Below are 12,838 nucleotides of genomic sequence, written 5' to 3' on the forward strand. Positions count from 1 at the left end.
CCCCTGTCAAGAATTAAGCACGCATTTTTGATTTTTTTTCCCTTGCTGTTCGTCTATTGGCTTCAAACACTGATATACTGCTCTTTCTTGTTCCTCAGTATATCATTTCTAATTATCTGCTTTGTTCGTTATAATAGTATTAAAGAAAAACTTTTTATTTTTCTTTAAAGATACTTTCCTTTGCAATAGGGAAGTAAATTCCATTTCAACAGCCAGATGTTTTTCTGGCTGCTTTTTCTTCCTTCTAATCAACTAAAAATTAAAAAAGAATAGTTTCAGCTATTCCTTTTTAATTTTGTGGTACATCATTTAAATACCACAAAAGCGTGGCTGTGTAAGAAACATTTGTACGAATCGCTGGATAAGATGTTATTAACAAAGCATTTGAGAAGTTTAAATTCCAACTTCCTCGCCCTTCTCCAGAAGAAGCATTCATCACAACTTCTCCTCCTCCGTCTTCTGATACTGCGGTTAAATCAACTGGAAAAAACGAAGGACTCCCACTTTCTGAATCAGAGGATGGACTTAGGCTTTCTGGAACAAGGGTGAGAGTTGCTCCTCTAATAACTCCTCCCACTTCATTATCTTCTTCACTCTCCAACGAAAATTGTTGACTCATTTCCACACTCACAGACCACCTCTGTCCAGTCGAACGATTATCTGTCACTTGCAATCCTGGGGAAATATCCTTTGTCTCATAAGTGGCCTCCCCACTCTTTAAAGTTTGAGTTCCAAAATGAATATCGGGAACTGTATCCAACATAGGAACGCTTGCCGCACTTACCTCTAAAGTAAAGGAAGAATGACCTGAAGAAGAAAAATACTGATTCGTTCCAGAAGCCAAAGCTTCACTTAAACTAGAATAACTTTGTCCATCTGGACCAATAACAGCCTGAATACTTGCCCCATCAGGTAAAGCTGGAAGCCGACTACTTGGATTTCCAATCACTCCACCTGTCAGTCCTTCTTCTTCTGGAACAGATGGAAGTGCAGGTGCGGTCGAAGGGGTTCCTGCAATATATTGATAACTAAAAGTTGCTGTTGAAGCATTGGCTGAAAGATAAACTATAAAATAATTTGCCCAACTATTTAAAGAAGAATCACTGAAAGTAGGATTATTAGCTACTGCTGATGCAAGGTCAGGATAAGTTTGACCATTTGTCCCATCAGGGCCAACAACTTCTGCGACATGATAACCTGTTGGAACACTCAGGCTAGGAATAGGGGAAATAGAAGTCGAAAACTCGCCATCTATTGTAGAAGGAACAAGAGGAGATAATGTTGAAGCATTCCCAGAAACAAAGGATTGATGAGAGCTTGGACTTCCAGCACTCAAGCCTGTGACTGAATCTACCAAGCTTCCCGTCCCCGGTGTGCCTATTGTATAGTAAGAAACAAAGTGAGCTGTTTCCAGGTTAGGTTGATAAGCAACCGTAATGATATTCGGATTACTTTCACTTCCATTTACAAAATCTTCTGTCGTTAGGGAAGCTTGCGTACCACTACTTGGGAGAGAATTTCCAGTTCCTATGGCAACTGGGGTATAACCAGCAAGAGAAGGAACCTGATAGTCATAAGAAGCACTCGGTGCTGTAGAGTTTGAGTGATAAACACCTACAGCATCCCCAATACGCGAAGTAATCTGAGAATCAGAAGCGATTGTTTCTCCTGTGATTGCATTGACATAATGCACAACAACAGGTTGAGTGGGATAATAAGCTGTCAATACAGCATTACCTGTATAAGCCGTTAAAATAGAATATTGTGAACCCGTTGAAGCAACCATTCCAAAAGACATATTCCGAGGCATCGAGGTGACTTGTTGGCTCAATGTCACTGAACTCGGATAACTTGCTGCATTCCCTGGAAAGTCACTATAAGCAATCGCTTTTCCCACCAAAGTAAATGTCAGATTTCCATTCATCGTCCCATCTGAATTTTGACTCGTGGGTTGCCAAGAAAGGTTATAACTATCACCTCCAGAAAAGCTATCCGTTGTTAAAGCGTCCTGAGTACCTGTCGCAGTTGCTGTAACAGTCATTGGATTCACACCAACGGCACCAACTGGATAGTTTGAACTCGTAGGTAGTTCTGGATTGGCCCACAACTGATTTAAAGGAACGCTAAAATTATCAACGTCTGTTTTTTCTCCTCCTATTGTCCCATTGATAATCTTTCCTGAAGCATCTGTAGAACGAATAGCTACCTGGTCCATACGAGAACCACGTCCCGTTCCGATACTTCCATTTGCCGTATGACTATCCGCTACTCCGAAATAATTATCTATTGTTGTGTCTGAACTATTTGTGATGGAAGAATTCACAAAAAAGTCACGACCAAAAAAGTAAGAATTTGGAAGTCCATAAAGTCCAAGACCTCCACCACCTTGTCCTCCTGCGACATTACTGCCTGTAAGAATCAAGCCAAGCGCATCTCCAGCATTAGAAGCATAATTCCCACTTCCTCCCGTTCCAACGGTATCCACATGACGACTATCTGTTCCCATCGTCAAACCTTGAAGAGATAGTGGCTGTGTCATGTTAAATTTATTATTTAAAATATTATAATCAATAGAACCACCCGAAGAATTATTCCAAAATTGGAACTTGTTCGTCGCTATATAACGAGTAATTGAAACATTTGTTGACCCTAATTGACTAAAATTATCATCTTCTTGAAAATAATCTGAAGAATATTTAAGCTGGTCTGGACTAGCATTATCATTAACCGAAGTCTGCCCAGCTACCAGTATTGGAGCCGTTACTTCTGCATCTCCCGATAAATAAGAAGAATAGTTAAAGCCAAGTAAAAGAGAAAAAATTCCCAATCCTAATAGAAAAAACTTAAGCGTCCTTTTTTTGAATCGTTGTTTCATGTGTTCTCCTTTCTCCAATTGGAAGAAGCTGCTCGTGCTCCTTTAATTTTTAGTGAGAGGAATAATCTCTATCACTATCTTTCCTTGTTTTATGCGGTGTGTCAGGGTTGAAAGGGGGATATTAAGATAATTTGCTAAAGCTGTTTTACTTTCAAAAACTTGTGAATCATAAATAATAGAAAGAACTCCGCGTTTGCCACGCATATTGGGACTTTCAAGTGGAATTCCTTTTGCTAAACGCTCACGCAATTGAGAAAGACTTATACCATAGGCTTGAGCACAAATAGTTTGAGAAGCATAAACTTTCCCGCCATAACATATTTCTATTCCATGCTTCATATTCACATGCTGTCCTAGTGGGGTGTCTAAAGGAATGCCTCTTTCTAATCGCCGACTTAAATTTGAGGGACTTAGCCCTAAAGCATCTGCTAACTGCTTTTTAGAAGGATAATACTTTCCATGATAGATAATAGGCCGTGCTTTATTTCCCGTATGCCAAGGCGCTTCTAAAGGAATTTCCTTTTTCAATCGTTGCATCGTTTGAGCAGCACTAAGACCAAAAGTACGTGAAAGGGCTGCATAAGAAGGATATATTTTTCCGTTATAACTAACTTTTTTCATAAGTTTCCTTTCTCTTTAGTTTTAGCACTTGTACAAATAAAGGATTTCATGAATCTCATTTGTGCAAGTACTAAAGCTGGTAAAGTCTAAACGCTAGTCTTGACTTTACCAAATACTAGAAACTTTAAGGATTATTTTTTAAAGGATTTATTTCCTTTTTTCTGTTTTCTTCCGATAGCTACTGTTCCTCCCATAAATAGAAGTCCCAACAAACTAAGGAGACTTTCTTGCTTCATATTTTCACCTGTTTTTGGAAGACCTGTCGTGCCAGCGCTAACAGGAGAGGGGGAAACATTCTGAGCCAAAGGAGTGACATTAGCTTGTTTTTTGGGAGAAACTGGTGTGGACTGTATTTGTGGGGAAGCGGAAGGGTCAGTCTTTGTGTTCTCCTTAGAAAGGACGACTTCAGAAACAAGAACCGTATCATGAACAGTGATGGTATTTCCGATGCTATCCGTATAAGTAACATCAAAACTGTAAGTACCTGGTATTGTTTGTCCATTGAACGTAACCGTTCCGTCCAAATGAGCCGTCACATCACTGCTTAGAACCGTTATGCCATTTGGACCTGTTACTGTTTCTACGCTTACACCTGTGATGGTTGCACCTGTGGATGGTGTCACTGTATTCGTCAAGGTCGCGGGAGTATTTACTGGCACACTTGTTTTACCTCCTATTCCAGTCATTGGGTTTGGAGAAACGACAACGATATCATTTACTGTTATAGTGTTTCCTGCACTATCTGTGTAAGTGACTGGAATGGTATAGATTCCAGGTATTGGCTGTCCACTCAAGGTAACCGTACCATCTGGATTAGCTGTTACATCACTGCTTGAGACTGTCGTGCCATCTGGACCTGTCACTGCGCCTACTGTTGCGGTTGTAATCGTAGCACCCGTCGATGGTGTCACTGTGTTCGTCAGACTCGCTGGTGTATTGACTGGCACACTTGTTTCATTACCTGTTCCAGTCATTGGGGCTGGAGAAACAACAACAATGTCGTTGACAGTTACGGTATTACCCGCACTATCAGTATAAGTTACTGGAATTGTGTAAGTGCCTGGTGTTGGCTGACCAGCTAAAGTTACCGTACCATCTGGATTAGCTGTCACATCACTACTTGGAACTGGCGTACCATCTGGACCTGTCACTGTCCCTACTGTTGTTGTTGTGATTGTAGCTCCTGTTGAAGGAGTCACGGTATTGGTGAGACTTGCTGGTGTATTCACCGGCACACTTGTTTCATCACCTGTTCCAGTCATTGGGTCTGGAGAAACGACAACGATATCCTCCACCGTCACTGTATTCCCTGCACTATCTGTGTAGGTCACTGGAATCGTATAGGCGCCTGGAGTTGGTTGCCCGATTAAAGTTACTGTGCCATCTGGTGTAGCGCTGATATCTTCTGCTGGAATAGGATTTCCATCTGGACCCGTCGCTGTTCCTACACTCACGTCTGTGATGCTGGCTCCTGTTGAGGGAGTTACTATATTCTTTAAAGTTGCTGGAGTATTCACTGGCACACTTGTTTCGTTTCCTGTTCCAGTCATTGGACTTGTGATGGCGATGTTTGTACTGGCACTTGCTGTTCCGTTACCACTTGTATAAGTATAAGTGATGGTATAATTTCCCGTACTCGTTGGAGTATAGGTCATACTTCCAACTGGGAGGGTCGTTGTATTACCTGAAGGGTCTGTCACAGTAACCACAACATCTGAATTGGGATAATCATAGATAGTACCATTATCTTCACCTGTAACCTGTCCTCCTTGAGTAAGGTCAAGTGGTGTATTAATACTTCCTGTTTCTGTTGCTGGAGCATTAATGGTAGGGGCTGTAGCTGTGACTGTGGCATCAAATACTTCATAATTTGCCGTTAATGCGGTGGGAGCTGTAGGTGTTTCTAATGTTGGTGCTACGATATCTGGTACAGCTACTGTTACAAATGCAGGAGTATAGGCTAAAGCAGCAGACATCATTAGATGATTGGCTTCAGCATAAGATTCCCCCGTAGAATAATTATATGTTCCAAAATAAAATGTAGGTGTAGTGCTAGTAAATTGAGCGAAAGATACACCATGTGCCTTGGCGAAAGAATTGGGCTTCGCGTCATTAGAGCCAGCAGTACTTGTGCTGCCATCAGGAGCACCAAATATTGTGTTTAAACCATCAGGAAGCCCTAAAGAAGCACCATCTACAGTGATTGCTCCCACTTGAGCAGGATAATTAGGGTCATTAGATAAAATAGCACCTGTTGCATCAGCTGTAGTAATGTATTCAGTCTCTGTAGTTAATCCATTACTATAGGTTGGCGTTAATGATGCCCCCAAAATAGACATTGTATTAATATCTGCTAAAGTTAATGGTTCCCCAGCATTAGCCCCTGAGGCCCAAGTATATTGAATTTGAAAATTACCTGAAAAATTGTTAATCGTCATAAAGGTCCCAAAGTTATCAGATACAGTCATCCATCCGTGAGATAAATTTCCTGCTAATTGTCCCACAGTAACTGTAACAGTTGCACTCACTTCCTCACCGTTTAAAGTTCCAATATTTTGCCAAGTTTTAGTAACAGTATCTCCAACACTAAGGTTATCAATAGCATAACCTCCCGTATTGTAGGATGTATTTCCCCAGTTTGATGTATAATTGGTTCCTGCAGGATTTAAACTCGTTGCTTCGTTTGTTGTAAAAGTTCCTCCTGTAGAAGTCGTAATTGTCCCTGAAGCAATTGTCGCATTACTGTCTGAAACTGTGGGAGCACTAGAATCTACTTCATCTGAATTCAAAACAAAGTTTTGTGACATTACCGAACCAGTTGTAACTGTAAAATTCCCAGCTGAGGAAGGGTTAGTGGCTGCAATCGCTGAACTCATGTATGAACTCACTGAACTTACTTCAGAAGCTAAAGATTCCATTGCTGAGGAAACTGCCGATGAATACAAGCTTGCATTATAGGAAGCAGCGGAAGCAATTTCTGAAGCTGTAGCACCACTACTAACCGTGACGTAATCTGGTGTGACCGTTATATCACTCGTTGTATAGGAAACATTCCCCATTGAAGCAATTGCTGATGCAGATAATTCTGCTTCTGAAATGGCTGAGGAAAGTGTTTCGCTTAAAGCTGTAGCTGTAGAATTAGCTGCACTATTAGCAGAGGAGACAGCGCTAGAAGCTGCTGCATAACTACCATTAAGAGAAGATTGTTCAGAGGCAATCGCTGAGAGGCTAGAGACTTGACTCTCATAGTTGCTGGCAATCGAACTCGTAACAGAGCTAGCATAAGAACTTCCATCAGCTAGTGATACTGTAATATCTGTTGTGCTGCTTGACGTAATCACTCCCTGAGAATTGGCATTAGAAACTGCAGAAGATAAATCACTACTTGCACCGCTTGTTGCAGAAGTCATTGATGAGGCGACACTATTGACATTACTATTAGGATTCGCCGAACTTGACGTATCCGTCGGATTGTTTGTGTCTGCTGCAAAAGCGCGAACTTCAAAAATTTGAGGCTGTATGTGAGAGCTTATCACTGTTCCACCTACTAATAGTGCAAGAGTACTCGCTCCATAAAGCCATTTTTTGCCTGTTTTCCATGTACGGAAATGAGTGAGTTTTGTTTCTTTCTTTGAAAAAAGCATTCTTTCCTCCTAAATGTATCAGAATATGACTATTTTTAACAAAATAAATAAGCCAATAGTTAAAAACAAATATACAAAAAACTCAAGTTTTTCGTAAATGTTTTTTTAAAAATTTTCTTAGCTTTACTGTGACAAATAGATTTAAAAATAAACATCAAAGCATTTTATATTTATATGCTTTTTAATTTATGTTTAAATATATTTTTTTAGTAAAACTATTGACATTTTAAAAACAATATGAAATAATAATGATGTAATAACTTATATAAAGAATATGTATATTTTTAATTCTATAAGTATTATTCGTAGTATTTACGAAAAACTTGAGTTTTTCGTAAATACTCGTTTTGCGCAGTCTGTTCTATCTTTATTTTTATTTGTACTTTTTATCTGACATTCTCTAATTTATAATTATTCTATCAGAAAATAAAACACATCAAATTTTTGATGTGTTTTATTGCTTTATAATACGAAAAAATTCTTAGTGTTTTATTTACTTGACGATAAAATAAAAAGAACCACGTCAAAGTATGTTCCTTTTTATTTTTAATTATTTTACTACTGCTGTTGAAGTGATAAGTTCTACAGCTTTTTTCACTGCGATGTCGTGTTTCAACATATCTAGTGGGAGAAGTTTTTCAACTTGTTCAACTGGCATATTGTATTGTTCAGCGAGGTCTGCAACTTCTGCTTTAACTTCTTCGTCAGTTGTTTCAAAGTTTTCAGCTGCAGCGATGGCTTCAACTACGAGGTTTGTGCGAACGCGTTTGTCTGCGTCTCCTTCATATTGTTTGTGAAGGTCATCTTCTGTTGTACCAGTGATTTGGAAGTACATTTCTGGTGAAATACCTTGTTGTTGCATTCCGCCAAGGAATTCATTCATTGCGCGATGCACTTCTTCGTGAATCATTTCTTCTGGAACTTCTTTGATTGTAGCATTTTCTACTGCTTTTTCGATAGCGACAGTTTCGAGTGCTTCATCATAAGCATCAGCTTTTGTTTCTTCTAATTCTTTACGGAATTTTGCTTTAAGTTCATCTAATGTTTCAACTTCTTCGTCGATGTCTTTTGCAAGTTCATCGTCAAGTTCTGGAACTTCTTTTGCTTTTACTTCATTGACTTTAGTTGCAAATACAGCTTCTTTGCCTGCAAGCTCAGCTGCTTGGTAGTCTTCTGGGAAAGTTACTTTCACTTCGACTTCTTCGCCTGCTTTTGTTCCTACAAGTTGTTCTTCAAAGCCAGGGATAAATTGTCCTGAACCGAGTTCGAGGCTGTGGTTATTACCTTTGCCGCCTTCAAATTCTTCGCCATCAACTGAACCTGTGAAATCAATAACGACAGTGTCGCCATTTTCAGCAGCTTCTTCTTTGATAACAAGTTCAGCAAGTTTATTTTGTTCAGCTTTAAGACGATTTTCTACGTCTTCATCTGTTACTTCTTTTGTTGTGTCAACTGTTACTTCGAGTTTTTTGTAATCACCAAGTTCAACTTCTGGTTTTACAACGACTTCTGCTGTGATTTCCCAGTCTGAACCTTTTTCCATTTTTTTAACATCAATTTTTGGTTGTGAAACAGGTTCGATAGCTGCTTCTTTTACTGCTGCATCATAAGCATCAGGAAGAATTGCGTTTAAACCTTCTTCGTAAAGTGCTTCTTCACCGTACATACGATTGAACATTTGACGTGAAATTTTACCTTTACGGAAGCCAGGAACTGAGATATTGCCTTTTACTTTATTGAAAGCTTTATCAAGCCCTTTTTTGATTGTTTCTTGATCGATTGAAAATGTGAGCGTACCATTGTTTACGCCAGTTTTTTCAAAACTTGCAGTCATTTATAGATTCTCCTTATTTTAAGCTCTGAGCTTAGAATTTCATACTTTCTAAAGATAGCATAAAATCGGGATTTTTTCAAGTGCTTGATTGGAAATAATGTTGAAATTCGTCATTTTATGCAGTAAAAGCCTCTTATTTTGTTTATAAGAAATAAATTAAACTGATTTTTTATTTCTCATTTCTTTGGTAGTTGTCAGGAAGTGAATGAAGTTAAGAGCTATAAAAATGGCTCCTGAGATGAAAATCCCTCTGTAACCAAAGATATTTGCTATAACTGCTCCAACGATTGGGCCAATAACATTTCCTATTGATGAAAAAGATTGGTTATAGGCAAAGATACGACTGGTCATTTCTCTAGGGACGGATTTTGTTAGTAGAGAATTGATTTGTGGGAGCATTGTCGCATCTGAAATACCTATCATTAGTCGGAAAAACATGAGAAGAAAAATACTTGATACGAAAGCTGTTGGTACCTGTACAAGAAAAGCAAGGACAAATCCTCCCATGAGAACATATTGTGGGCCAATTTTATCGCCTAATTTTCCAAAACGTGGTGCGGCAATGATAGTGGAAATGCCTGGCATGGCGGCTACAATACCAACGAGCAAAGTGGTACTCCAATGTGTATGGTTAATCTCACGAACGAAAAGTGCCATGATGGGATTGATGGAAGTATTAACAATCTGGATAACTGTGGTTGTCAGAAACATTCCTATTAAGAGGTTTTTATTTGCCAGATGTTTGAAGGGATGAGGGTCTTCTGTGCTTATTTTAGAGCTAGCTGATGGTTTATGCGTTTCAGTAACAGCAATAAAGGTCAAGATAAAAACGAGAAATAGGAGAGCGCCTGTGATAAGAAAAGTTCCACGATAGGAGAATGCTGAGGCAATAATACCGCCAATGAGAGGTCCTATAAGTTGTCCTGATGTAGTTCCTGTGACAATAATCCCTAAAGCTTTTCCTGCTTTATTTTTGGGAGTTTGTGTTGCAATAAGTGCAGTCGCATTAGAAATAAAACCTCCAAACAAGCCTTGAATGGCACGTAAAGCAATAAGTTCCCAAACATTTGTTACGAATGCCATAGCGGCGATAACGATTGCCATTCCTAATGAGGCACGTAAAAGCATTGGACGTCTGCCGTATTTATCGGCGAGTTTTCCCCAAACGGGGGAGATAATAGCTGTCATCACAAAGGTAACAGCAAAAGTAATGCTGGAAAATGTGTTAAGTGTGGAAGTATTGAAATGTCCGAGTTGTTCTATGTAGAGAGGGAGAAAGGGCATGAAAGCTGAAAATCCTACTCCTGCCATGAAAACACCAAACCATAGGACAAATAGATTACGCTTTGCTTCTTTTTCTGTACTGTATATGTCATCTGTATTTTTACTCATGATTAAATTATAGCATTTAAAAGCTTTACGTTTCAACTTGCGGAAATGTAATTTGCGGTTAGAATGTAGATTAAAAAACATTCAGCTTTACGCTGAATGTTTTTTAGGAATTTAATTTGTCTAAGACTTGTTGCCAAAGATGATGACTGAAAACGTGCATTGGACTACCACCACCAAGTATTCCATAGCCTAACATGAGACCTAATGCGCCTGCTATTACCAATAAAATTGCAACCAGAATGAGTAGGGAAACTCTGACTCCTAAAAATTTAATGGTTCTTTTAAACATTAGTCTTCCTCTTCTTCGCTGATGCGTTCAATATCTGCACCGAGTGATTTTAATTTTTCATGGAATTTGTAGTAGCCACGGTCAAGGTGACTGAGTTTACGGACGGTTGTTTGTCCTTGAGCAACCAATCCTAATAAAATCAAGGCAGCTGATGCGCGAAGATCTGTTGATTTTACTGCGGCACCTTGAAGTTGTTTTGTTCCTTGAATAAGGGCTGTATTTCTTGTGATTTCTACGTTTAAGCCCATACGGCGCATTTCTTCGAGGTGCTGGAAACGATTTTCAAAGACGGTTTCAATCATTGTGCTTTCTCCCTGAGCAACAGCTTGGGCGGCAGTCATTTGTGATTGCATATCTGTTGGAAAGCCTGGATGTGGGAGAGTTTTTACGCTCACTGCTTTGAGTCTTTCTGGGCCGATGACACGAAGGCCGTTTTCTTCTTGGATAAATTGGACACCCATTTCGCTGAGTTTGGAAATGAGGGGACGGTTATGCTCAGGTACGGCTTCTTTGATGAGGATATTTCCTTGGGTCATCGCTGAGGCTACCATGAATGTGCCTGCTTCAATCCGGTCTTGAACGACAGAATGACGGGCACCGTGCATTTTTTCGACACCTTTTATGATAATTGTGTCTGTTCCTGCACCTTTAACATTGGCTCCCATTTTGTTGAGGAGGTTGGCGAGGTCAACGATTTCTGGCTCACGGGCGGCATTTTCAAGAGTGGTTGTACCGTCTGCTAAAGTGGCTGTCATCATCAGGTTTTGCGTGGCTCCGACGGATGGGAAATCCATGTAGATATAGGCGCCTTTAAGTTTATCAGCTTTGGCTACAATATAACCTGCGTTTTGCGTGATTTCAGCACCCATTTGTTCAAAGCCACGTAGATGAAGGTCAATAGGGCGTGAACCGATGGAACAGCCACCAGGCATGGAAACACGTGCTTCTCCGTTGCGGGCGAGAATTGGCCCCATAACAACAATCGAGGCGCGCATTTTGCTGACGTATTCGTAAGGGGCTTTGATTTTGATTTCTTTGCCTGCTTGGGCGATGATTGTTTTTGTTTCTTGGTTGAATGAGAGATCAACGCCAAGATGTTCTACGAGGTGATTCATCATGAAAACATCGCTTAAAATGGGAACATTGTGAAGTTCTATTTCGCCTTCGCTGGGCAAAAGTGTGGCTGCAAGAAGTGGGAGAACGGCGTTTTTCGCGCCTTCGATTTCAACTTCGCCTTGGAGCTTTGTATTGCCACCTTTTACGATTATTTTATCCATTTTTTATGATTTCTCTTTCCTAATTTTTTAAATTTGTGTGCTAAGTGTATCACAATTTTTTTGACAAAGCTGTCAAATTGTTTATGAGATTTTTTGACAATTTTATAATTCTTTTTTAGGTCATTTTGATATATTTTTGAATTTCTGGAAGTAATTTTGCTGGGGCTGTATAGACTTCTTCGCGTCCGTCAAAACTTGGTTGTGTGCCTGAGAGGTTTCTGGTGACGTAGCCCAATTTTTCAGAAATAATCGTTCCTGCGGCATAATCCCAAGGCTGGAGATTGCTGAAATAGGCGATGAGTTTGCCATCTAAAATCTGTGTGTAACTGATGCCGGCGCTTCCTGTAACGCGGACACCAAGGCTGTGCTGGCTCAAATCGAGTAGTCCAGCTTTATTTGTTCGGTACATATAAGCGTTGACTCCGAGCAAGCTGTGCTGCAAGTCGATGTTTGGTACATTGAGTTGTGTTTCATTGCGATAAGCATTTTCGTCGTCGCACCAGTAAAGATTATCGTTCATGACGTCGAAAATTAAGCCAAATTTGCCTTTGCCGTGTTCATAGTAGGCGAGCATGATGGCAAAATTGTCTCTTTGTGCGATAAAATTTGTCGTGCCATCAATCGGGTCAATCAGCCATAAATGAGCGATTTCTTTGCTAAATCTGACTTTCTGCCCATCTTCATCTTCTTCGGCGAGAATTTTGTCCGCAGGAAAATGTTTGCTAATCTGTGCGACAAGTTGTTTTTGCACCGTAAGGTCAAAATTTGTCACCAAATCATCAAATCGTGTTTTCTCAGAAATTTCTAAAGGCTCATTCATGTGTGCTTTGAGAAATTCGCCAGCTTCGTGTATCCATTTTTTTGCCAAATCAAGTTTTGACAGTTCTGTCAAAAAATTTTTCACGT

8 protein-coding genes are annotated in these 12,838 nt (G+C 39.8%); all 8 read right to left on the reverse strand.

Annotated elements, in window-relative coordinates; genetic code table 11:
* Positions 1 to 289: 289 nt before the first annotated feature.
* The 8 genes from KJS36_RS10620 to KJS36_RS10655 all read right to left on the reverse strand — a co-directional run bounded on the left by KJS36_RS10620 (position 290) and on the right by KJS36_RS10655 (position 12,836).
* Positions 290 to 2,875: a WxL domain-containing protein gene (locus KJS36_RS10620; protein ID WP_213536896.1), complete on the reverse strand. Its 2,586-nt coding sequence runs from the start codon at positions 2,873 to 2,875 to the stop codon at positions 290 to 292.
* Positions 2,876 to 2,917: 42 nt separating this feature from the next.
* The gene (locus tag KJS36_RS10625) at positions 2,918 to 3,496 is read right to left on the reverse strand and encodes a helix-turn-helix domain-containing protein (protein ID WP_213536897.1); all 579 of its coding nucleotides are present in this window, start codon (positions 3,494 to 3,496) and stop codon (positions 2,918 to 2,920) included.
* Positions 3,497 to 3,627: 131 nt separating this feature from the next.
* Complete coding sequence (locus KJS36_RS10630) at positions 3,628 to 7,140, reverse strand: beta strand repeat-containing protein (RefSeq protein ID WP_213536920.1); 3,513 nt, start codon at positions 7,138 to 7,140, stop codon at positions 3,628 to 3,630.
* Positions 7,141 to 7,690: 550 nt separating this feature from the next.
* On the reverse strand, positions 7,691 to 8,974 hold the full coding sequence (gene tig / locus KJS36_RS10635) for a trigger factor (protein ID WP_213536898.1): 1,284 nt from the start codon (positions 8,972 to 8,974) through the stop codon (positions 7,691 to 7,693).
* A gap of 156 nt (positions 8,975 to 9,130) precedes the next feature.
* Positions 9,131 to 10,366: an MFS transporter gene (locus KJS36_RS10640; RefSeq protein WP_213536899.1), complete on the reverse strand. Its 1,236-nt coding sequence runs from the start codon at positions 10,364 to 10,366 to the stop codon at positions 9,131 to 9,133.
* A 103-nt stretch (positions 10,367 to 10,469) separates the two neighbouring features.
* Entirely contained in the window at positions 10,470 to 10,655 is a 186-nt protein-coding gene (locus KJS36_RS10645) for a DNA-directed RNA polymerase subunit beta (RefSeq protein WP_213536900.1), read from the reverse strand.
* Positions 10,655 to 11,932 (reverse strand): UDP-N-acetylglucosamine 1-carboxyvinyltransferase, encoded by a 1,278-nt coding sequence (murA, locus tag KJS36_RS10650; RefSeq protein WP_213536901.1) that lies wholly within the window; start codon positions 11,930 to 11,932, stop codon positions 10,655 to 10,657. Before murA ends, KJS36_RS10645 begins: the two co-directional genes overlap by 1 nt.
* Positions 11,933 to 12,047: 115 nt before the next feature.
* The gene (locus tag KJS36_RS10655) at positions 12,048 to 12,836 is read right to left on the reverse strand and encodes an inositol monophosphatase family protein (RefSeq protein ID WP_213536902.1); all 789 of its coding nucleotides are present in this window, start codon (positions 12,834 to 12,836) and stop codon (positions 12,048 to 12,050) included.
* Between the last annotated feature and the right edge of the window lie 2 nt (positions 12,837 to 12,838).

The sequence above is a fragment of the Lactococcus nasutitermitis genome (assembly GCF_018403765.1).
GTDB classification, from domain to species: Bacteria; Bacillota; Bacilli; order Lactobacillales; family Streptococcaceae; genus Lactococcus; species Lactococcus nasutitermitis.

Excerpts from the sequence above, each read along its gene's own strand:
- KJS36_RS10630 (WP_213536920.1), bottom strand. The coding sequence starts at position 7,140 with ATGCTTTTTTCAAAGAAAGAAACAAAACTCACTCATTTCCGTACATGG.
- KJS36_RS10645 (WP_213536900.1), bottom strand. The coding sequence starts at position 10,655 with ATGTTTAAAAGAACCATTAAATTTTTAGGAGTCAGAGTTTCCCTACTC.
- KJS36_RS10625 (WP_213536897.1), bottom strand. The coding sequence starts at position 3,496 with ATGAAAAAAGTTAGTTATAACGGAAAAATATATCCTTCTTATGCAGCC.
- murA (WP_213536901.1), bottom strand. The coding sequence starts at position 11,932 with ATGGATAAAATAATCGTAAAAGGTGGCAATACAAAGCTCCAAGGCGAA.
- KJS36_RS10620 (WP_213536896.1), bottom strand. The coding sequence starts at position 2,875 with ATGAAACAACGATTCAAAAAAAGGACGCTTAAGTTTTTTCTATTAGGA.
- KJS36_RS10640 (WP_213536899.1), bottom strand. The coding sequence starts at position 10,366 with ATGAGTAAAAATACAGATGACATATACAGTACAGAAAAAGAAGCAAAG.
- tig (WP_213536898.1), bottom strand. The coding sequence starts at position 8,974 with ATGACTGCAAGTTTTGAAAAAACTGGCGTAAACAATGGTACGCTCACA.